Source organism: Bacillus sp. FSL R7-0166, assembly GCF_038008935.1.
In the GTDB taxonomy this organism is placed as follows: domain Bacteria; phylum Bacillota; class Bacilli; order Bacillales; family Bacillaceae; genus Bacillus; species Bacillus altitudinis.
The window spans coordinates 2543590-2565667 of sequence record NZ_JBBPAC010000001.1 but is presented as its reverse complement, the minus strand read 5'-3'; the positions used below and the strand labels follow the sequence as shown (position 1 = coordinate 2565667).

General features: G+C 41.9%; 20 protein-coding genes. 19 read left to right on the top strand and 1 reads right to left on the bottom strand.

Features of this window, described 5'->3' with window-relative positions:
• Positions 1-75: 75 nt before the first annotated feature.
• The 3 genes from pfkA to NST01_RS13195 all read left to right on the top strand — a co-directional run bounded on the left by pfkA (position 76) and on the right by NST01_RS13195 (position 3313).
• Entirely contained in the window at positions 76-1035 is a 960-nt protein-coding gene (gene pfkA / locus NST01_RS13205; RefSeq protein ID WP_017358271.1) for a 6-phosphofructokinase, read from the top strand.
• 27 nt (positions 1036-1062) lie between these two features.
• Positions 1063-2823 (top strand): pyruvate kinase, encoded by a 1761-nt coding sequence (gene pyk / locus NST01_RS13200; protein WP_008346071.1) that lies wholly within the window; start codon positions 1063-1065, stop codon positions 2821-2823.
• A gap of 100 nt (positions 2824-2923) precedes the next feature.
• Positions 2924-3313 (top strand): FxsA family protein, encoded by a 390-nt coding sequence (locus NST01_RS13195; RefSeq protein ID WP_007501703.1) that lies wholly within the window; start codon positions 2924-2926, stop codon positions 3311-3313.
• A 22-nt stretch (positions 3314-3335) separates the two neighbouring features.
• Here NST01_RS13195 and ytvI read toward each other — a convergent pair whose 3' ends face one another.
• Positions 3336-4454, bottom strand: a complete 1119-nt coding sequence (gene ytvI, locus NST01_RS13190) for a sporulation integral membrane protein YtvI (RefSeq protein WP_017358270.1) — start codon at positions 4452-4454, stop codon at positions 3336-3338.
• Positions 4455-4554: 100 nt separating this feature from the next.
• Between ytvI and NST01_RS13185 the strand changes: the two genes are divergently transcribed.
• From NST01_RS13185 to dnaI, 16 genes are all read left to right on the top strand, one after another.
• Complete coding sequence (locus NST01_RS13185; protein ID WP_007501699.1) at positions 4555-5019, top strand: DUF441 domain-containing protein; 465 nt, start codon at positions 4555-4557, stop codon at positions 5017-5019.
• A gap of 375 nt (positions 5020-5394) precedes the next feature.
• Positions 5395-6513 carry a citrate synthase gene (gene citZ, locus NST01_RS13180; protein ID WP_008346063.1) on the top strand — a complete coding sequence of 373 codons (1119 nt, stop codon included), beginning with the start codon at positions 5395-5397 and terminating at the stop codon, positions 6511-6513.
• Positions 6514-6659: 146 nt separating this feature from the next.
• Positions 6660-7931: an NADP-dependent isocitrate dehydrogenase gene (gene icd, locus NST01_RS13175; RefSeq protein WP_024424789.1), complete on the top strand. Its 1272-nt coding sequence runs from the start codon at positions 6660-6662 to the stop codon at positions 7929-7931.
• A 34-nt stretch (positions 7932-7965) separates the two neighbouring features.
• Positions 7966-8904 (top strand): malate dehydrogenase, encoded by a 939-nt coding sequence (gene mdh, locus NST01_RS13170; protein WP_007501693.1) that lies wholly within the window; start codon positions 7966-7968, stop codon positions 8902-8904.
• 187 nt (positions 8905-9091) lie between these two features.
• Entirely contained in the window at positions 9092-9820 is a 729-nt protein-coding gene (locus NST01_RS13165) for a response regulator transcription factor (protein ID WP_007501691.1), read from the top strand.
• Positions 9813-11555, top strand: coding sequence for a two-component system histidine kinase PnpS (pnpS, locus tag NST01_RS13160; RefSeq protein ID WP_017358268.1), 1743 nt, complete (start codon positions 9813-9815; stop codon positions 11553-11555). Before NST01_RS13165 ends, pnpS begins: the two co-directional genes overlap by 8 nt.
• A 254-nt stretch (positions 11556-11809) precedes the next feature.
• On the top strand, positions 11810-14449 hold the full coding sequence (gene polA / locus NST01_RS13155) for a DNA polymerase I (protein ID WP_050827545.1): 2640 nt from the start codon (positions 11810-11812) through the stop codon (positions 14447-14449).
• 25 nt (positions 14450-14474) lie between these two features.
• The gene (gene mutM, locus NST01_RS13150) at positions 14475-15308 is read left to right on the top strand and encodes a DNA-formamidopyrimidine glycosylase (RefSeq protein ID WP_007501686.1); all 834 of its coding nucleotides are present in this window, start codon (positions 14475-14477) and stop codon (positions 15306-15308) included.
• Positions 15309-15482: 174 nt separating this feature from the next.
• The gene (ytaF, locus tag NST01_RS13145) at positions 15483-16115 is read left to right on the top strand and encodes a sporulation membrane protein YtaF (RefSeq protein ID WP_007501684.1); all 633 of its coding nucleotides are present in this window, start codon (positions 15483-15485) and stop codon (positions 16113-16115) included.
• A gap of 13 nt (positions 16116-16128) precedes the next feature.
• Positions 16129-16734, top strand: coding sequence for a dephospho-CoA kinase (gene coaE, locus NST01_RS13140; RefSeq protein ID WP_035701967.1), 606 nt, complete (start codon positions 16129-16131; stop codon positions 16732-16734).
• A gap of 172 nt (positions 16735-16906) precedes the next feature.
• Positions 16907-17929 carry a glyceraldehyde-3-phosphate dehydrogenase gene (locus NST01_RS13135; protein ID WP_017367827.1) on the top strand — a complete coding sequence of 341 codons (1023 nt, stop codon included), beginning with the start codon at positions 16907-16909 and terminating at the stop codon, positions 17927-17929.
• A 235-nt stretch (positions 17930-18164) separates the two neighbouring features.
• Positions 18165-18545 carry an adenosylmethionine decarboxylase gene (speD, locus tag NST01_RS13130; protein WP_003216492.1) on the top strand — a complete coding sequence of 127 codons (381 nt, stop codon included), beginning with the start codon at positions 18165-18167 and terminating at the stop codon, positions 18543-18545.
• A gap of 185 nt (positions 18546-18730) precedes the next feature.
• Positions 18731-19117 (top strand): hypothetical protein, encoded by a 387-nt coding sequence (locus NST01_RS13125; RefSeq protein WP_017358264.1) that lies wholly within the window; start codon positions 18731-18733, stop codon positions 19115-19117.
• A gap of 4 nt (positions 19118-19121) precedes the next feature.
• On the top strand, positions 19122-19580 hold the full coding sequence (gene nrdR / locus NST01_RS13120; RefSeq protein ID WP_003216720.1) for a transcriptional regulator NrdR: 459 nt from the start codon (positions 19122-19124) through the stop codon (positions 19578-19580).
• Positions 19581-19679: 99 nt separating this feature from the next.
• The gene (locus tag NST01_RS13115) at positions 19680-21104 is read left to right on the top strand and encodes a replication initiation and membrane attachment family protein (protein WP_048002758.1); all 1425 of its coding nucleotides are present in this window, start codon (positions 19680-19682) and stop codon (positions 21102-21104) included.
• 17 nt (positions 21105-21121) lie between these two features.
• A complete protein-coding gene (gene dnaI / locus NST01_RS13110; protein ID WP_008346034.1) occupies positions 21122-22051 on the top strand; it encodes a primosomal protein DnaI in 930 nt (309 codons plus the stop codon).
• Positions 22052-22078 lie beyond the last annotated feature (27 nt).

Sequence of the window (22078 nt, the reverse complement as noted above, 5' to 3'; positions counted from 1 at the left end):
CGGTTTTGCTCACGATTGTTTTCAAGCAGTGGAAATGGTATGTTTAATTCATATATGGTCTCTGAGGTGAAAAAGATGAAGCGTATAGGAGTTTTAACGAGCGGTGGGGATTCCCCAGGAATGAATGCAGCTGTGCGCGCAGTTGTAAGGAAAGCAATTTACCATAATGTAGAAGTTTACGGTATTTATAATGGATATTCAGGTCTAATTAACGGTAAAATTGAGAAACTCGAAATAGGTTCAGTAGGCGATATCATTCATCGTGGAGGAACAAAACTTTACACGGCAAGATGTCCTGAATTCAAGACAGTTGAAGGTCGTGAAAAAGGGATTGAGAACTTAAAAAAATTCGGTATTGAAGGACTTGTTGTCATCGGTGGAGATGGCTCATTCATGGGAGCGAAGAAATTAACAGAGCTCGGTTTTCCATGTGTAGGTGTCCCTGGCACGATTGACAATGACATTCCTGGTACTGATTTCACTATTGGCTTTGATACAGCACTAAATACAGTCATTGATGCCATTGATAAAATTCGTGATACAGCCACATCTCATGAACGTACATACGTAGTGGAAGTAATGGGAAGACATGCAGGGGATATTGCCCTTTGGTCAGGTCTTGCAGGCGGAGCTGAATCGATTTTGATTCCTGAAGCAGACTATGACATGGACGAAATTATTGCCAGATTGAGAAGAGGACATGAGCGCGGCAAGAAGCACAGTATCATCATTGTCGCAGAAGGCGTAGGCAGCGGTGTCGAATTTGGTAAGAGAATTGAAGAAGAGACAAGCCTTGAAACGCGTGTATCTGTCTTAGGACATATTCAGCGTGGAGGTTCTCCAAGTGCGTTTGACCGAGTGCTCGCAAGTCGCCTAGGAGCGTATGCAGTAGAACTTCTTCTTGAAGGAAGAGGCGGACGCTGTGTAGGCATACAAAGCAACGAACTCGTTCATCACGATATTTTAGACATCTTAGATAAAAAGCATACAGTCGATCAAAATATGTACCGACTTTCACAAGAGCTCTCTATATAAAACGAGAAGACCTTAGGAGGAACAGTAATGAGAAAGACAAAAATCGTTTGTACAATCGGTCCAGCAAGTGAAAGCATTGAAAAGCTGACTGAATTGATTGAAGCAGGAATGAATGTAGCCAGACTAAACTTCTCTCATGGAGATTTTGAAGAGCATGGTGCACGTATTGAAAACATTCGCAAAGCAGGTAAAACTTTAGGCAAGGACATTGCGATCCTTCTTGATACAAAAGGTCCAGAGATCCGTACACGTACAGTTGAAAACGGCTCAATTGAGTTAGTTGCTGGTGCTGATCTTATCGTGAGTATGGAAGACATTGTGGGAAACACTGAAAAAATCAGTGTGACGTACGAAGATTTAATTCATGATGTAGAAGTGGGCTCAACCATTTTATTAGATGATGGTCTGATTGGTCTAGAAGTAAAAGAGTTAAATAAGGACCGAAAAGAAATCGTCACAAAAGTAATGAATACAGGCACACTGAAAAATAAAAAAGGTGTCAACGTACCGGGTGTGAGTGTGAACTTGCCGGGTATTACAGAAAAGGATGCCAATGATATTCTGTTCGGAATTGAACAAGGTGTCGATTTCATCGCAGCTTCTTTTGTAAGACGAGCTTCTGATGTTCTTGAAATTCGTGAGCTACTTGAAAAGAACAACGCAGCTGACATTCAAATCATTCCGAAGATTGAAAACCAAGAGGGCGTTGATAACATCGATGAAATCCTTGAGGTATCAGATGGACTGATGGTCGCGCGTGGAGATCTTGGTGTAGAGATTCCGGCAGAAGAAGTACCACTTGTTCAAAAAATGCTGATCAAAAAATGCAACCGTTTAGGCAAGCCTGTCATCACAGCAACTCAAATGCTGGACAGCATGCAGCGTAACCCGCGTCCAACTCGTGCGGAAGCAAGTGACGTGGCAAATGCTATTTTTGACGGTACAGATGCGATCATGCTATCTGGTGAAACAGCAGCAGGAACATATCCAGTTGAAGCTGTGCAAACGATGCACAACATTGCCTCACGTTCAGAGGAAGCACTTAACTATAAAGCGATCCTTTCTCGCAGAAGCGAAGAAGTAGAAGTCAGCATTACAGATGCGATCGGTCAATCTGTTGCGCATACAGCAATGAAGCTTGATGTGGCAGCAATTGTGACACCTACTGAGAGCGGTCATACAGCGAGAATGATTTCAAAATATAGACCAAAAGCACCAATCGTTGCAGTCACAGCAAACGAATCAGTGGCAAGAAAACTTTCACTCGTATTCGGTGTATTTGCAAAGAGCGGTTCAAAAACGACATCTACTGATGAAATGCTTGAGAATGCAGTAGAAAAGTCAATTGAAACAGGCTATGTAAGACATGGTGATTTAATCGTGATTACAGCTGGTGTGCCAGTTGGTGAAACAGGTACAACCAACTTAATGAAAGTGTATGTTGTCGGTGACATCATTGCGAAGGGTCAAGGAATTGGCCGCAAATCTGCATTTGGACCGGTTGTTATTGCACAGAGCGGAAAAGAAGCAGAGGAAAAAATGTACGATGGTGCGATTCTTGTCGCAAACTGCACAGATCGTGACATGATGGGTGCTTTAGAAAAAGCGTCTGCCCTTATCACGGAAGAAGGCGGTTTAACAAGCCATGCAGCAGTCGTTGGGCTTAGCCTTGGCATTCCAGTCATTGTCGGTCTTGACAGTGCCACAACACTTCTAAAAGAAGGCGAAGAGATTACAGTAGATCCAGCACGCGGAGCGATCTACAAAGGCCGTGCAAGCGTCCTTTAAATCACACACGAGGGGAGTTGTCTGACTCCTCTCTTTTTTTATGTTACACTAAAAAAAGTAAACAGCTTTCGATGAAAGAGACCCCATGAGGTGATATGGCTTGAAAAAATATTTTCTACTATTATTGATTCTGTTCCCAGCAGTGGAAATTAGTTTATTTTTAATCTCAAGTAACATCATTGGTATTTTACCAACGATGCTAGTCATTGTGCTGACAAGTGCACTAGGTGCTTACTTTGCAAGAAAACAAGGAATAGAAGCATTTCAGAAAGTGCAGCGAGATTTACAGTATGGCAAAATGCCAGGGGCCACCATTGTCGATGGCTTCTGCATTCTGATCGGTGGTTTGCTGCTGCTCATACCTGGATTCCTTTCTGATCTGATTGGGGCTGTGCTGCTCATTCCCATGACAAGAAAACGGATCAAACCGCTCTTTGAGCGCTGGCTTAGAAACATGTCCAATCGCAAACGCTATACGATTATACGCTAAAGAGACCTTCATCAGGTCTCTTTTACTTTTGCGCACCATACCGAATGTACTGATAAAGGTCTCTGAAAACCCCTGCATTACGAAAAGCCTGCCAAACGACAAGAGAAGCGGGACCGAGTGCAAGTCCAAGAAAACCAAAGCATTTTAACCCGACAAACAGTGCCACAAGTGTTGCTAAAGGATTAAGACCGATTGATTTACTTAAGACTTTTGGCTCTGATATTTGTCTTTGAATGAGCACCACAATATACAAAATGCCCAGTCCAATGGCGAGTGAAAGATTTCCTGTCATGGCGGAGTAAATGATCCACGGAAGAAAAACGGTGCCACTCCCGATGTAAGGAAGTAAATCAACTAGACCAATACATAGAGCGATCACAATCGCATGTTCGACCTTTAAGATGAAAAGTCCAATCAGCACGATTCCAATGGTCATGGCAACAAGGAGAAGCTGGGCTTTCATAAAGCCAGAAATGGCTTTTTTGATTTCAGATAAAATGGCACGTGTATGAAGCATCCATTTGGCGGGAAAGATACGAGAACCATATTTTTTTAACGTAAACCAATCTTTTGTGATAAAAAAAGTCGCTAGTGCGGAAAATAAAAGCGTCGCTGCTGCATCAGGCAAAAGACCTAAAAAAGCTGGAATGAATTCAAGAGTTTTTGAAAGGAAAGTCCCGATTTTTGCCGCTGCTTCGTCACCAAGTGCTTGGATTTGTCCTAAAATCGATTCCTTTTGACCTGCTTGAAGTGTATTAAATTGAGCAGTCAAATCATGATATAAAGGCAAAATCTGATCTGTGAAAAAACGTTCCACAATCCCAATCATTTGATCAAGATGACCTGGCAGGACCTTTGCTAAATAAGCACTTCCTGAAATGATTTCCGCCACTAAAAGTGTCATGAATCCAGCTGCTACCACTAAAAAGAGTAATAACACAATGATAACAACAAAACCTCTTGGCATCCCGGTCATGTTTTCGATTTTGCATACGGCTGGATGAATCAAACACGACACGGCAAATGCAATCCAAAATGGATATAAAAACGGAAAAGACTGATATAAAAAAACAACCGCACAAACGGCGATGCTGAAAATCATCAAACTTCGCAAAAAAATGCCCACATACGTGTGATTCACACAATCCCCTCCAAAAAACAAGCATGTCCGATACTTCATTTTATTCAAAAAGATTAGTAATATGAAAAGGTCGCAATAAAAAGAAAGAAAGGAGCGGCGTATGTTTACTCAAGCAAATTTGTTTTTGGTTCTTTTACTCGTTATTGCACTTATTGCAAAAAACAATTCGTTAATTTTAGCGGTCTCTGTGCTGATTGCAATTAAGCTGATTGGCCTGGATCAAAAAATATTCCCGGTTCTGCAATCAAAAGGTATTAATTGGGGTGTGACGGTCATCACGATCGCAGTGCTTGTACCGATCGCAACAGGGGACATTGGATTTAAACAGCTTGGAGAAGCAATGAAATCCTCTTATGCTTGGATTGCACTCGGAGCGGGTATATTAGTAGCATTAATTGCAAAAAACGGCATTGTGCTACTCGAAAACGATCCGCATATCACCGCAGCACTTGTATTCGGTACGATTTTGGCAGTCAGCTTATTCAAAGGTGTGGCTGTTGGCCCGCTAATTGGTGCTGGAATTGCCTATTTAGCGATGCAAGCAGTGAAATTTTTCAGCGGTTAAAAAGAGAGTGGCTCATGCCACTTTCTTTTGATATTTTTTCTGACGTGAGCTTTTGCAAAAAAACATAATTAAATATATTAAAAGAAGCAAAATCCCTTTATTCCATGCCCGAACCGGAAGGCTGGAAAAAAAAATATCAAAAAAAATTATAGTTAAACATTTAACAAATGTCTGATTATTGTTTATAATGGGAATAGGCTTAATTTTGAACTCATTGATCAAACAAGAGATATGAGGCTAAAAGCGCTCTAACCGTATAGGTAAATGTAAGCATTTTCTTTTCTAAACCTGCCAGCCTATTTTGGTTGGATAGCGCTTTCAAAAAGCGAGAATTTTGCAACGAAGGGGAATCTTTTTAAAAAGGGGAGATTGAACATGACAGCAACAAGAGGTCTTGAAGGTATCGTGGCAACAACTTCATCCGTAAGCTCAATTATTGATGATACTCTTACTTATGTAGGGTACAATATCGATGATTTAACTGAAAAAGCGACTTTCGAAGAAATTGTCTACCTGTTATGGCACTTAAAGCTGCCGAATGAGCAGGAGCTAAGCGAGTTAAAGCAGCAGCTCAATGAAAATGCTCATATTCCGCAAGAGATCATTGAGCACTTTAAATCTTATTCGCTGGATGGGGTTCATCCAATGTCTGCGATTCGTACAGCGGTATCCTTATTAGGTTTACTTGATGACGAATCAGAGATTATGGACAAAGAAGCGAATTACAGAAAAGCCATTCGCTTACAAGCGAAAATTTCTGGACTTGTCGCTGCATTCTCACGTATTCGAAAGGGACTTGAGCCTGTACAGCCAAAAGAAGAATACAGCTATGCTGCAAACTTCTTATATATGCTAAACGGCGAAGAGCCTTCACCAGTAGAAATTGAAGCGATTGATAAAGCGCTTATTCTACATGCGGATCACGAATTAAACGCATCGACATTTACAGCACGCGTATGTGTTGCTACACTATCAGATATCTACTCTGGTGTAACAGCGGCTATCGGCGCATTGAAAGGACCACTTCATGGCGGCGCGAATGAAGGCGTAATGAAGATGCTGTCAGAAATTGGCGAAGTTGAAAACGTAGATTCCTATATTCATGGTAAGCTAGAGAAGAAAGAGAAAATTATGGGCTTTGGCCACCGCGTTTACCGCCAGGGTGACCCGCGTGCAAAACATTTAAAAGAAATGAGCCAGCGCTTAACAAATCTCACAGGCGAGCCAAAATGGTATGAAATGTCTGTACGCGCAGAGGAAATCGTGACATCAGAGAAAAATCTTCCACCAAATGTTGATTTTTATTCTGCTTCTGTCTATCACAGTCTTGGGATTGATCATGACTTGTTTACACCAATTTTCGTGATCAGCCGATTCTCTGGATGGATTGCTCACATTTTAGAGCAATATGACAACAACCGTCTGATCCGTCCAAGAGCTGACTATATTGGACCTGATCTTCAAACGTTTGTTCCGATCAGTGAAAGAGACTAATGTTTATAGAATAGCGGAGGCTGATCCATCTAAACCAATCAGCCTCCATATCAACAAAAAACGAATCACGTGAAAAACTTCTTGGCTTGCAGACATCAAGCTTGGAAGTTTCAAATATTCACTACATAACCTGGGAGGTAATATCATTGTCACAAGGCGAAAAAATTACAGTTACTGGCGGCGTATTGAATGTACCAAATAATCCAATTATCCCGTTTATCGAAGGGGACGGAATCGGTCCTGACATTTGGAAAGCAGCATCAAGAGTTCTTGAAGCAGCTGTAGAAAAAGCATATAAAGGTGAAAAGCAAATCACTTGGAAAGAAGTATATGCAGGTGAAAAAGCTTACAATAAAACTGGCGAGTGGCTTCCAGAGCAAACACTTGAAGACATTCGTGAATATTTAATCGCGATCAAAGGACCACTGACAACACCAATTGGCGGAGGAATCCGTTCATTGAACGTGGCACTAAGACAAGAGCTTGATTTATTCACATGCTTACGTCCAGTTCGCTGGTTCAAAGGTGTACCATCTCCTGTGAAACGTCCAGAAGACACAGACATGGTCATCTTCCGTGAAAACACTGAAGATATCTATGCAGGAATCGAGTATGCAAAAGGATCAGACGAAGTGAAGAAGTTAATCGACTTCTTGAAAAACGAATTAGGTGTGAATAAAATCCGTTTCCCAGAAACATCAGGTATCGGAATCAAACCAGTTTCTGAAGAGGGAACATCTCGTCTTGTCAGAGCAGCGATCCAATATGCGATTGACCAAGGCCGTAAATCTGTGACGCTTGTTCACAAAGGAAACATCATGAAATTTACAGAAGGAGCCTTCAAAAACTGGGGCTACGAAGTGGCTGAAAAAGAGTTTGGCGACAAAGTCTTTACATGGGCACAATATGATCGTATTGTAGAACAAGATGGAAAAGATGCGGCAAACAAAGCGCAAAGTGAAGCAGAAGCTGCTGGCAAAATCATTGTCAAAGACAGCATTGCAGATATTTTCCTTCAACAAATTTTAACTCGTCCAGCTGAGTTCGATGTTGTCGCAACAATGAACTTAAACGGAGACTACATCTCTGATGCACTTGCAGCACAAGTTGGTGGAATTGGTATCGCACCTGGTGCAAATATCAACTACGAAACAGGACACGCTATTTTTGAAGCGACTCACGGAACAGCACCGAAATATGCTGGTCTTGATAAAGTGAATCCATCTTCTGTTCTTCTATCAGGCGTGCTTTTACTTGAGCACCTTGGATGGCAAGAAGCTGCTGATCTAGTGATTCAATCTGTTGAAAAAACAATTGCATCTAAAGTCGTCACGTACGATTTTGCTAGATTAATGGATGGTGCAACAGAAGTGAAATGTTCTGAGTTTGCTGACGAGCTCATCAAAAACTTGTCTTGATTCTTAAACTTTAAAGTTAAAGGGGAAAAAGGAAATGGCAAACAAGCGTAAAAAAGTATCTGTCATCGGAGCAGGCTTTACTGGAGCAACTACAGCATTTCTAACAGCTCAAAAAGAATTAGCGGATGTCGTATTAGTGGATATCCCTCAGCTTGAGAACCCGACAAAAGGGAAAGCACTTGACATGCTGGAAGCAAGTCCTGTTCAAGGCTTCGATGCGAATATTACAGGAACTTCTAACTACGAAGATACAGCCGGTTCTGATGTCGTGGTCATTACGGCAGGAATTGCAAGAAAGCCGGGAATGAGCCGTGACGACCTCGTGTCAACAAATGAAAAAATCATGCGCAGTGTGACACGTGAAATCGTTAAATATTCTCCAGAAGCGATCATTGTTGTGTTAACAAACCCTGTTGATGCAATGACATATGCAGTTTATAAAGAATCAGGATTACCAAAAGAAAAAGTCATCGGACAATCAGGAATTCTTGATACAGCACGTTTCCGTACGTTCGTTGCTCAAGAATTAAACCTATCTGTGAAAGATGTGACGGGCTTTGTTCTTGGCGGACATGGGGACGACATGGTTCCTCTTGTACGTTACTCTTATGCAGGCGGTATCCCGCTGGAAACATTAATTCCTAAAGAGCGAATTGATGCAATTGTTGAAAGAACAAGAAAAGGCGGCGGTGAAATCGTCAACCTATTAGGTAACGGTAGTGCGTATTATGCACCTGCTGCTTCACTCGTTGAAATGGTTGAGGCAATCTTAAAAGATCAACGCCGCGTCATGCCGACGATTGCATACCTTGAAGGTGAATATGGCTACGAAGGCATTTACCTTGGAGTTCCAACAATCGTAGGTGGAAACGGCCTTGAGCAGATCATCGAGCTTGAGCTGACAGAAGAAGAAAGAAGTCAGCTTGACCGTTCTGTTGAATCTGTAAAGAACGTCATGAAAGTATTGTCTTAATATGAATAAAAAAGAAGGCTTCTCGTATGAGGAGTCTTCTTTTTGTTTACAAAGCCAATCTTGTCGAAATTTTAAATTGTTCTCTTGTTAAGCTTTCGTTAAAATGAAAGAGAAAGCATGACTTCTCGCTTTTCACATAAGATACAAAAAACCGGATGCAGGGGAAATCACTAATTGGAGGCACAACATGAATAAAAAAATATTAGTTGTGGATGATGAAGAATCAATTGTAACACTTCTAAGCTATAACCTTGAAAGGGCGGGCTACGATGTCGTCACAGCAAGAGACGGAGAAGAAGCGCTTGAAAAAGCAGCAAGTGAACAGCCTGATCTGATTGTGCTTGATTTAATGCTTCCGAAAATGGACGGCATTGAAGTGTGCAAACAACTGAGAATTCAAAAAATGATGTTCCCTATTTTAATGCTGACAGCAAAGGACGATGAATTTGATAAGGTGCTCGGTCTTGAACTTGGAGCCGACGATTACATGACAAAACCTTTCAGTCCTAGAGAAGTGGGTGCTCGGGTAAAAGCCATTTTGAGAAGAGCACAGCAATCTCAGCCGGCTCCCGTGCAAGAAGAGAAGGAAGAGATCATTGCAGACCAAATCAAAATTGGAGACCTGCGCATTTTACCTGAACATTACGAAGTTTATTTCCAAGAAGAACGTCTAGAGCTCACGCCAAAGGAATTTGAACTGCTTCTTTATTTGGCTAAGCATAAAGGCCGTGTCCTGACGCGTGATCTATTGTTAAGTGCGGTTTGGAATTATGACTTTGCAGGTGATACTCGTATTGTGGATGTGCATATCAGCCACTTGCGGGACAAAATTGAAAAGAACACGAAAAAACCAACATATATTAAAACCATTCGAGGCTTAGGCTACAAATTGGAGGAGCCAAAGCCAAATGAGTAAAGTGAGAACCCGCCTTTTTTCTGGGCTCATTTTTCTCCTGTTTATTGTGTTTGTTGCGCTTGGTCTTTTCTTGGATCATATGTTTCATATTTTCTATGAAACAAAATTAACCGAACGAATGGAAAAGGAATCGAGTTTTCTCCTTTCTTCAATGAATGTTGAAGATTTGAACGCGGAGCAAAACAAGAAGATTCTCAACCAAGCAAAGCAGCATCTCGATATGAATGCGTCGATTGTGGACGTGAAAGGGAATATCATACATACAACGGGTCAAGCAGAACAAAGGGCTGTCATTTTAAACACACTGAAAAGTGAGCAGCTCCAAACAAAAGGAACGTTCATTGAGGATGAGAAGGATGCGCTGTTTCATTATGCAGTTCCAATGATGAAACAAAACGAACCGGCGGGATATTTATTTCTTCATGCTTCATTCCAGCCTTTGAATGAGATTGACGGCCAGCTCTGGCTTGCATTGGCCTTTTGTCTTGGTTCGGCCATCATTATCATCGTCTTCTTTGGCTATCGCATGTCGATGAAGTATGTAAAGCCGATTGATTATGCCACAAAGGTGGCCAAACAGCTTGAACGAGGGAACTATGATACAAATAACTATGAAGAGCTGATCATTGAAACAAGTGAACTCAATACATCAATGAAGCGTCTGGCAGAAAGTCTTCAAGACATGACAAGCGCTGGCGAAATGCAGCGAGATCGTCTGCAAACAGTCATTGAAAACATTGGAGCGGGGATTATTTTGATTGATAAAATGGGCTATATTCACTTAGTCAATCGAACATTCCGCAAGCAATTCAAAGTGCAAAAACATATTTACATGCACAAGCTGTATCATGAAGCCTTTACCCATGAAGAGATTATTGAGTTAATAGACGAAATTTTCATGACAGAAACCAAGGTTCGAAAGTTTTTACGTCTCGCTGTTGACATCGAGCGCCGTTATTTTCAAGTCGATGGTGTTCCGATCTTAAGTACAGACGATGAATGGAAAGGAATTGTTCTTGTCTTTCATGATGTGACAGAAACAAAGCAGCTAGAACAGATGCGAAAAGACTTTGTCGCTAACGTGTCACACGAATTAAAGACACCGATCACGTCCATTAAAGGCTTTTCTGAAACACTTCTTGATGGTGCCATTGACGACAAAGAAGCGCTCACACAATTTTTGTCCATCATCCTAAAAGAGAGTATTCGTTTAGAAACGCTCATCCAAGACTTACTTGATCTCTCGAAAATTGAACAGCAGCATTTTAAGCTGAATATTCAAGAAGCCAATGCGACAGAAATCATTCAAGAGATTGAAGTGCTGCTAAAACAAAAGGCTGCTGAAAAAGGCATTGACCTACAAGTGCGTGTCCCGAAAGAGCCGGTCTATGTCATGGCAGATCCGCTGAGATTAAAACAAATTTTCCTCAATCTGATCAATAATGCTCTCACCTATACACCAGAGGGAGGAAGTGTCACGATCACAGCAAGACAGAGGAAAGACAGCTATGAATTTGATGTAGCAGATACAGGAATCGGTATGAAAAAGAGTGAGATTCCAAGAATATTCGAGAGATTTTATCGAATTGATAAAGATCGAAGTAGAAACTCAGGCGGTACAGGGCTTGGTCTTGCCATTGTCAAACACCTTGTCGAAGCACATGAAGGAACGATTTCTGTTCATAGCAAACAAGGCAAAGGGACGACGTTTACCGTGAGTTTAAAGTCAAAATAGAGAAGAATGGAAAGTGGCGTTAAAATTTACATGATCTTTACAATGAATTCATGTTTTGTTAATCAATCATTGGTAGGATGAATAGGAACCCCTTCATCCAAGGAGCCAATTTTGGAAGGACGAAAACACTTGTTGTTTTCGTCCCTTTTTTATGCAGGCTCGTCTATTTTCTTTTCAAAATAAACTTTGATAAAATGAACATACAATGTGCGAAAGAGACGGCTGAGCCGGCTCAGTCGATGGAGGATTAAAAGATGACAGATCAAAAGAAATTAGTACTTGTGGATGGAAACAGTCTCGCTTATCGAGCTTTTTTTGCTTTACCGCTATTATCAAATGATAAAGGCGTACATACAAATGCCATTTATGGCTTTGCGATGATCTTAATGAAGATGCTGGAAGACGAGAAGCCGACTCATATGCTCGTAGCATTTGATGCGGGTAAAACCACCTTCCGTCACGAGACCTTTAAGGAATATAAAGGCGGAAGACAAAAAACTCCGCCAGAACTATCAGAACAAATGCCGTTCATCCGTGAGCTATTAGATGCTTATCAAGTGAAAAGGTACGAGCTTCCGCAATACGAGGCAGATGACATTATCGGCACACTGGCTGTAGAGGCAGAAAAGGACGGCTTTGAGGTCAAAATCTTCTCAGGAGATAAAGACTTAACGCAGCTTTCAACAGACCATACAACAGTAGCCATTACGAAAAAAGGGATCACAGAAGTAGAATATTACACACCGGCACATATTGAAGAGAAATACGGCCTCAGACCAGATCAAATCATCGACATGAAAGGGCTGATGGGAGACTCATCAGACAATATCCCTGGCGTGCCTGGTGTCGGTGAAAAAACAGCGATCAAATTACTAAAGCAGTTTGAAACGGTTGAAAATCTGCTTGATCATATTGACGAAGTCAGCGGGAAAAAGCTAAAAGAAAAGCTTGAAGAATATAAAGAACAAGCGGTGATGAGTAAAAAGCTGGCGACGATTCTCGTAGAAGCACCAATAGATGTGTCAAGCAAAGAGCTCGCCTATGAAGGTCCTCACATGGAGCAGGTCATCTCTCTTTATAAAGAACTGGGCTTTCAAACGCTGCTAGAGCGTTTAGGAGAAGCGCCAGAATCAGATGAACCAGTAGAAATAGACGAACTAGACGTGAAGAAAATGACAGATGTCACGGAGGACATGCTGACAGATCACGCTGCACTTGTGGTAGAACAGCTAGGAGACAATTATCACGAAGCCGATTTGATAGGGTTTGCGATCCATAATGAGAACGGTGCATTTTTTATGACAAAAGAAGATGCTCTGCAATCTGAAGCGTTTAAACAATGGGTACAGGATGAAACGAAGAAGAAATGGGTCTTTGATTCCAAAAGAGCGGTTGTTGCCCTCAGATGGCATGATGTCGATCTTAAAGGTGTCGATAACGATGTCCTGCTCGCTTCCTATGTGGTCAATCCGCAGAAATCCTATGAGGACGTTGCAAGTGTGGCGAAGGAATATGGCCTGAACATAGCCCTTTCCGATGAAAAAGTATACGGAAAAGGAGCGAAACAGGCAATTCCACCTGAAGAAGAGCTAAAAGACCATCTTGGAAGAAAAGCAGCAGCGATCTCAGCGCTGCATGATTTGACCCTTGAAGCGTTAGAAAAGAATGACCAGCATGAGCTGTATGAAGATTTAGAGTTGCCACTTGCCCTCATCTTAGGTGAAATGGAATCTCTTGGGGTAAAAGTGGATGTTGAACGTCTTCAGAAAATGGGTGAAGAACTCACGAAGAAGCTGAAGGAATATGAAGAAACCATTCATCGGTTAGCAGGAGAAACATTTAACATCAATTCACCGAAGCAACTTGGTGTGATTTTATTTGAAAAATTAGGACTGCCTGTTATCAAAAAAACCAAAACAGGCTACTCTACGTCTGCGGATGTCCTTGAAAAGCTTGAAGACAAGCACGAAATTATTCGGTCCATTCTGCATTACCGTCAAATAGGAAAGCTGCAATCTACTTATGTGGAAGGCTTAATGAAAGTGACGCGCAAAGATACGCATAAAGTGCACACAAGATTTAATCAGGCACTTACACAAACAGGAAGACTAAGCTCAACAGACCCAAACCTTCAAAACATCCCGATTCGTTTAGAAGAAGGCCGAAAAATTCGTCAAGCGTTCGTTCCGTCAAAAGAAGGCTGGCTCATGTTTGCAGCTGACTATTCTCAAATTGAGCTGCGTGTACTCGCGCACATTTCTCAAGATGAGAACTTGATTGAAGCCTTTACGCAAGATATGGATATTCATACGAAAACAGCCATGGATGTGTTCCATGTCTCAGAAGAAGAAGTGACTTCCTCTATGAGAAGACAGGCCAAAGCTGTCAACTTCGGAATCGTATATGGAATTAGTGATTATGGACTGTCTCAAAATCTTGGGATTACAAGAAAAGAAGCAGCGGCCTTCATTGACCGTTATTTAACAAGCTTTAAAGGCGTGAAAACCTATATGGAGGACATCGTGCAGGAAGCAAAACAAAAAGGATATGTGACCACGCTTCTTAAACGTAGACGATATATCCCAGATATCACAAGCCGTAATTTTAATGTGAAAAGCTTTGCGGAAAGAACGGCAATGAACACACCGATCCAAGGCAGTGCCGCCGATATCATCAAAAAAGCGATGATTGATATGGCACGAAAGTTAAAAGAAGAGAATCTGCAGGCAAATCTGTTATTGCAAGTGCACGATGAACTGATCTTTGAAGCGCCAAAAGAAGAAATCGCCATATTAGAAAAAATCGTCCCAGAAGTCATGGAAAGCGCACTTCAGCTCGATGTGCCGCTAAAAGTCGATTTCGCTTCAGGCCCATCTTGGTACGACGCAAAATAAAGAGAGAGAAAAAGGAGCGAGGAGCATGCCGGAATTACCAGAGGTTGAGACCGTCCGGCGCACTCTTCAGCGGTTAGTCAAAGGAAAAACGATTGAAACGGTCGATATCAAATGGCCAAATATCATCAAACGTCCTGGGGAACCGGAAGAGTTCGCTAGAAGGATGGTAGGAGAAACCATTCAAACCATTGAAAGAAGAGGGAAGTTTCTACTCTTTCATTTAGACCACTATGTGATGGTCTCCCATTTAAGAATGGAAGGGAAATACCGTGTACATGAAACGGGTGAGCCTTATGATAAACATGTACACGTCGTCTTTACGTTCACAGATGGTACCGAACTTCGGTATCATGATGTCCGTAAATTTGGGACGATGCATCTATTTCAGCCAGGCGAAGAAGAAAAAGAACTTCCGCTATCACAGCTGGGGTATGAACCTTTTTCAGACTCATTTACACCAGACTATTTATGGGAGCAATTAAAGAAAACCTCCCGCGTGGTCAAAACGGCTTTACTTGATCAAAAAATCGTGGTAGGCCTCGGTAATATTTATGTAGATGAAGTGCTGTTTAAATCAGGCATTCATCCAGAAACAAAAGCGAATCAGCTAAGTCTTGCATCTTGCAAGGTGCTCCACAAACATATTATTGACACACTTCAAGTGGCTGTTGATGCAGGAGGTAGCACCATTCGTTCCTACATCAATTCACAAGGTGATATTGGGACTTTTCAGTTACAGCTTCTTGTATATGACCGGCGGGGAGAACCTTGCCAGACGTGCGGAAGTATCATAGAAAAAACAGTGGTTGGAGGGCGCGGCACTCATTTTTGTGTGACCTGCCAAAAACGCCCTTCATAAAAGTAAGCCGTCAGCATGCTTCCTTTTTGCCATGCATACGATAAAAAACATTCTTTTTTCAGCAAGGTGTAGACTGACACACAGCCCACCTGCTCTTCATATAGTGAAGAAGAGTCTAAGGACGCCTAGAGACTCTTGATCATCGTTGCATGAACAGAAAGGAAGAGTACAGGTATGATTTCGTTTTCGCTTCTGTTTTTAGCTATTGCCGTCAGCATTGACAGCTTTTCTGTAGGTTTTACGTATGGTCTTCGCAAGATGAGGATTCCATTTAAAGCCATCGTTATTATTGCTTGCTGTTCAGGAATTGTGTTGCTCATTTCCATGCTGATTGGCAGCCTGCTCACGACATTCCTCCCTGTCTCAGTGACAGATAAACTGGGTGGAGGCATTTTAATTGCTATCGGACTTTGGGTTCTGTATCAATTTTATAAACCAGCGAAAGAGCGTGATTTGCTCCTTCATGAAAAAACACTTCTCAATGTAGAAGTGCAGTCTCTTGGGCTTGTCATTCATATTTTGCGAAAGCCTACAAGTGCAGATATTGACCGCTCTGGCACCATTAATGGAATGGAAGCGGTGCTTCTTGGAATTGCTTTATCCATCGATGCATTTGGTGCAGGAATTGGTGCAGCGATTCTTGGTTTTTCTCCAATTGTCATGAGCATCACGGTCGCTGTGATGAGTTCTCTTTTTGTATGCATCGGACTGCGTGCAGGTCATTATTTGGCCAATTGGCGCTGGATCGATAAACTCGCATGCTTACCAGGGCTGTTGCTCATTTTAATTGGGGTGTGGAAGCTGTAAAGGAGGAAACGAATTGACGCTCGTCATTGGATTAACAGGCGGGATTGCTAGCGGAAAAAGCACAGTCTCGCAGATGATAAAAGAGAAAGGCATTCGGGTGGTGGATGCAGATATCATTGCAAAAGAAGCGGTTTCTAAAGGAGCGCCTGCCCTTCATCAAATCGTTCAAACTTTTGGTGAAGAGGTTCTTCTGCCAAATGGTGAACTGAACCGGCAGCAGCTTGGAGCGATCATTTTTTCTGATGAAGAGAAAAGAAAAAAGCTCAATGCCATCGTTCATCCTGAAGTCAGAAAGGAAATGCTCAAGCAGCGTGATGAAGGGGTCAGCAACCAAGAAACTTTTGTTGTGCTTGATATTCCGCTCCTATTTGAGAGCAAGCTGGAAGGGCTAGTCGACCGTATCATCGTTGTGTACACGACGCCTGATTTGCAGCTGTCGCGGCTCATGAATCGAAACGACCTGAGCGAGGAAGAAGCGCTGAATCGCATTCACTCCCAGCAGCCTCTTGAGGAGAAATGCCAAAAAGCAGACCGTGTGATAGAAAACACAAAAGATCTTGCTTTTATTAGAAAGCAATTAGAGAACATATTAAACGAATGGGAACATACAGATAAGTAAGAGTACATACAGTACTCTTCTTTTTTTATGCTTTTTTCGTCAATTTCATTGCAAAGAACAGCCCTTTTTTGAAAATATACGTTTATATACTGGCAATTACATTCTAATGTGATATACTAATTTCATAAATAAATTTATTGAGTATAACACATAATAGAGGAGTGACCTGTTCATGAAGGTAAAAGCAGCGATCAATGGGTTTGGCAGAATTGGACGCATGGTCTTCAGAAAAGCAATGCTTGATGATCAAATTCAAATTGTAGCGGTGAACGCAAGCTATCCTGCCGAAACGCTAGCACATTTAATTAAATATGACACAAATCATGGACGTTACGAATGCGATGTGACAGCAGAAGATGACGCGTTGATTGTCAATGGCAAAAGAGTGCTTTTGCTCAATAATAGAGACCCAAAGCAGCTTCCATGGGGAGAGCTTGGGATTGATATCGTGATCGAAGCAACAGGGAAATTTAATTCAAAAGATCAAGCGATGGGCCATATAGATGCCGGAGCGAAAAAGGTCGTACTTACAGCTCCAGGTAAAAATGAAGACGTTACAATTGTAATGGGTGTCAATGAGGATGATCTTGATCCTGAAAAGCACGTCGTTATTTCAAACGCATCTTGTACAACAAACTGTTTAGCGCCAGTTGTCAAATTGTTAGATGATGAATTTGGCATCGACAACGGCTTAATGACAACGGTTCATGCTTATACAAATGATCAAAAAAATATCGACAACCCCCACAAGGATTTGCGCCGGGCAAGAGCATGTGCCCAGTCCATCATTCCAACGACGACGGGTGCCGCTAAAGCGCTTTCTTTAGTGCTGCCGCACATGAAAGGGAAATTACATGGACTTGCACTTCGCGTGCCAGTTTCTAATGTATCGATGGTTGATCTTGTGGTCGACTTGAAAAAAGATGTCACAGCAGAAGAGGTCAATGCTGCCTTTGCAACGGCTTCAAAAACATCTCTTGCTGGCATATTAGATTACACCGAGGAACCACTTGTCTCCACAGACTTTAACACAAACCCTTATTCTGCTGTCGTTGATGGACTTACAACGATGGTGATGGAAGGCAGAAAAGTAAAAGTTCTTGCATGGTATGACAATGAATGGGGCTATTCTTGCAGAGTGGTTGATCTTGTAAAGTTTGTTGGTTCACAGATGAAAGAGCTTTCAGCTGTTTGAAATGAAGAAGACTGAACGTCCCTTTTCAAGAAATGAGAGAAAATCCCACTAAAAACACAGCTTGCAAAATGGGTCTAAACAAAGTATACTATTTTTCGTGAACTTCTTGTTCGCAGACTCATTCGGGTATACTTAAAGGGTTAGGACCTCTTTGGACTAACTTTCCCCCGTGGTATATGTCCGGTCCGGCTGCTTAGAACTTCACTCTTTCATTCTTGTTTAAGGGGGGTCCATGATGGAAACAATCGGACGTCACGTTATCTCCGAGTTATGGGGATGCGACTGTGATAAACTGAACGACATGGATTTTATTGAAAAAACGTTTGTAAATGCAGCTTTGAAATCAGGAGCTGAAGTAAGAGAGGTTGCTTTTCACAAATTTGCACCTCAAGGAGTAAGTGGAGTTGTCATTATTTCTGAATCTCATCTGACAATTCACAGCTTTCCTGAACATGGTTATGCGAGCATAGATGTTTATACTTGCGGCGATCTAGATCCGAATATTGCAGCAGATCATATCGGAGATGAACTAGGTGCTGAAACAAGAGAAAACATCGAAATTCCTCGAGGCATGGGACCTGTACAAGTGAAACAGGCGCAAGCCAAAGCACTGTAAACATAAAAAAGATTGCAATGGGAGCTGGCCAAAAGCATTAAATGCCTTTGTGTTATGCTCCTTTTTATATTTGTTCCATACACGGGCATCCAGCATGATCCAACCTGTCTATACTTTTGTTCTAGGAAAACAAAGGTTTTTTTTATAAAATAAAGAAGAGGGTTTATGACAAAGGGGATACGTGTATGACTTTAGGGCAAAAGCTAAAACGATTCATTTCAAATCATACAGAAACATCTGACCATCATCCAGTGTCAGAGCTGAAAAGCCATTACTACAAATCGACACAAACTCAAGTTTTCCAAGCGGTAGAAGCCGTTCTTTCAAGAAACGATTCCTATCAAGTGACATCTGTTTCAGCAGAACGAGGTGAAATCAGCGCAAACATACGAACGCCGAAAAAAGCTTTTCTCGTGGCGACTGTCATTTCAATTCGTCCTTTTGAAACAGCTGTCGATTTTAATGTGACAACAGAAACAGCACTGCCAACAGACTTTGGCTACAGTCAAAAGGCTGTTTTGTCCCTTTATAAAGAACTAGACAAACAACTTCCAAGAAGAGATCGGAGCTGATGAAATGAAATGTCCCACATGTCAGCACCTTGGCACAAGGGTGCTTGATTCAAGACCAGTAGATGAAGGGAAGTCCATCCGTCGCAGAAGAGAGTGTGAAAGCTGTCAATATCGCTTCACGACGTTTGAAAAATTAGAAGAATTGCCATTGATTGTGGTGAAAAAAGAAGGAATTCGAGAAGAATTCAGCCGGGAAAAGATGCTGAGAGGCCTCATCAAAGCGTGTGAAAAACGTCCTGTCGCTTTAAAACAGCTCGAGGATGTCTGCTTTAACATCGAGAAGGAATTGCGTAACCAAGGCATGTCAGAGGTGAAAAGCGAGCTTGTAGGGGAAATGGTGATGGACGAGCTGGCGAAAATTGATGAAGTGTCTTACGTCAGGTTTGCGTCGGTATACCGTCAATTTAAAGATATCAATGTATTTATTGATGAATTAAAAGATTTATTAAAGAAAGAACGCTAAAAAAGAGCTGAAGATTCTTCATGCTCTTTTTCCTGCGTAAAGCGTAAAACGCAAAAAGAGTGTACAATGAAGACAACCGTATTAAGGGAGGATCAGCATATGACAGAGCATTGGAAGGAAGTGCTAGCCGTCGATCCGTATGTCGTCAAAAGCGCTTCATTGCTCGGTGACATCGATAGACAGCTTATTACTCTTTTATATCAGCCGCTTATTGGCATGTCCGCTTTCAGTTTATACATGACGCTGTGGGGAGAGCTGGAACAAAATCGAATGTGGGGGAAACCCGCACCTCACCGTCAGCTGATGGTGATGCTGCAAACGAATTTAAATGATATTTTTGAGGAGCGCTTAAAGCTTGAAGCGATCGGATTACTCCGCACATATGAACAGGAAACGGAAGAAGGCAGACTGTTTACATATGAGCTCGTGCCGCCGCTGAGACCGGATGAATTTTTCCAAGACGGTATGCTGAATGTCCTTTTGTATCATCGGGTAGAGAAAGCAAAATATATGCAGCTTCGTGATTATTTTTCTTATCCAGGAGTTCCTGCTGATGCAAAGAACATCTCCCGATCGTTTGAAGAAGTGTTTCACGTCTTGCAGCCAGGAGAGCGCAAGATGACAGAGGAAATCAATCAGGCGTCATCGCTTGACGAGGGCTACGAATATGTGACAGTTGGCTCAAGTCAGCCTGCACCGCTTTCAGATGAATCTTTTGATTTTGATCTATTGTTAGCAGGCATGTCGGATATGATGATTCCGAGAAAGGCTTTGACAAAGCAAGTGAAAGAGACAATTAAGAAGTTAGCGGTCGTCTATGGCATCACCCCACTGCAAATGCAAAATATTGTCGCAGGTGCCTGTGGTTCAGATCAGATGATATCAACTGAGGATCTGCGAAAAGCAGCGAGAGACTGGTATCAAATTGAATACAGAGGTGAACAGCCGAAGCTGATTGATCAAAAACAGCCAAGACATTTACGTCACAATGTCACGCAGAATTCAGGTGCAGATGCGCCTGATGCGAAATTGATTGAAAAGCTTGATCATATTTCGCCTAGAGAGCTTCTAAAAGATATGGCAGATGGCATTGAGCCAACATATGCAGACTTAAGAATTGTTGAAGATATTATGCTTGAGCAGCAGCTAGAGCCTGGGGTCATGAATGTCCTGATCTACTATACACTGCTAAAAACGGATATGAAACTGTCCAAAACATATATGCAGAAAATCGCCGCCCATTGGGTGCGAAAGAAAATCAAAACCGTGGCAGCTGCTATGAAAATTGCCAAAGAAGAGAATAGGCAAATGACAGAATGGGCGCAGCAAAAAAATAAGCGTCAATCCTATGGATCAGGAAAAGTGATCCGCGAGGAGAAGCTGCCTGACTGGATGAAAGAAGCTGAAACGAAAGAACAGCCCGCAAAAGAACAGACAGATAACTTGTCTACAGAGGACCTTGAACGAGAAAAAGAAAAATTGTTAGATCAGTTTAATAATATGAAAAAGTACAATGCACATTAATGTGAGGTGAGATGGAGATGAAACCGATCGGTCGTTCATTTGATCAGCTAAAAGGGCGGGTAGATTTTCGCGTGAGATACAATCAGATTAAAGAAAGTGTCCTAGCTGATGAAGATGTAAAAGCTTTTTTAAAGGAGCATCAAGAGGACATCCAAGAAGACATGATCAATCGCAGTTTGAACAGGCTCTTTGAATATGTACAGCAATCAAAGGGCTGTTCTTACTGCTTAGAGGAAGAGAATGTAAATGTCATTTTAGACGGGTATCACCCGAAGCTTGTGATCAAAGGTCAGAGCATTGATATTGAATATTCCCCTTGTCCTGTCAAACTGCGGCTTGATAGACAGAAAAAACAGCAAGAACTCATGAAAAGTATGTATATTCCGCAGAATGTTCTTCAAGCGACGTTTGCTGATTTAAATGTGGTTGGAAGACAAGAAGTCATTCAAAAAGTAGGTCAATTCTTGCAAAGTTATGATGAAACAGGTAAGGGCAAAGGCCTCTATTTACATGGAAAGTTTGGGGTCGGAAAAACATTTATTCTGGCAGCGATTGCGCAGCAGTTAGCGGTAAAAGAGTATCCATCTCTCCTTGTATACGTGCCTGAATTTGTGAGAGAGTTAAAAAATTCGTTAGCCGATCATACACTCGAAGAGAAGCTGAATATGGTCAAATCAACACCGATTTTAATGCTTGATGATATTGGAGCAGAGTCGATGACAAGCTGGGTACGAGATGAACTTTTAGGAACAATCTTGCAATACCGCATGGCAGAGCAGCTGCCGACTTTTTTCTCTTCTAATTTCTCACCGAATGAGTTAAAGCATCACTTTACGTACTCACAGCGCGGGGAAAAAGAAGAGGTGAAGGCAGCTCGATTAATGGAACGTATTCTCTACCTAGCGGAACCAGTTTTGCTTGAAGGGGAAAATCGCCGTCATTTATAAAAAGATAGGTCACGTGAAGGGGAGCGG